This window comes from Oleiphilus sp. HI0066, from assembly GCF_001635725.1.
Map to the genome: position 1 here is coordinate 1 of NZ_LWFH01001676.1, position 553 is coordinate 553.

At 42.5% G+C, this 553-nt stretch carries 1 protein-coding gene; it reads right to left on the reverse strand.

Annotated features, from left to right (window positions below; translation table 11 throughout):
* Positions 1 to 553: substrate-binding domain-containing protein (locus A3738_RS26220; RefSeq protein WP_197474053.1), on the reverse strand; the 553-nt coding region annotated here is incomplete at both ends.

Genomic DNA, 553 nt, shown 5'->3' on the forward strand with positions numbered 1-553 from the left:
CATCACATCTTTTAGGTAACTCTCTATTTTTCTTTCTAATCAAATATAGGTTTTCCTTCACGGCTTGTTTCGGCTTTAAAACTTGCAGTAATTCTGGGCTATGAAAACTGTCGATGGCGCTTTTAGGCAGCACTGTGAAGCCAATACCGCGAGTTAAGGGTTCTAGGATTTGGCTGATTTGGTTGATTGATCCGACGACGGGGATTTTAGCGATGTCCAATTGCTTTAGTTCTGGCTCTTCACATTTTCGAAAATACAGCGACAAATAATGTTCTGCATCTGGGTGAGATATTAGTCCGGAGTCTAAGAGCAGTTGCTTCCAGCTTTGCTTGATGTTTGTTTTTTTGGGGAGTACCAAGCACAGCTCCTCTTGGCCTAGCTTTTCGAATTCAAAAAAACTTTCGTTAGGGATGTCTGTCACGATTCCCTGATCGACATGCTCGTTCTTAATGTCGCTCAATATTAGGTGGTTTGGAGCCGCTGTGAGATTTAGATGAATATTCGGCTGTTGCTGTTGAAGCGTTAAGAGCTGTGGATATAGAAGCAAAGCCAG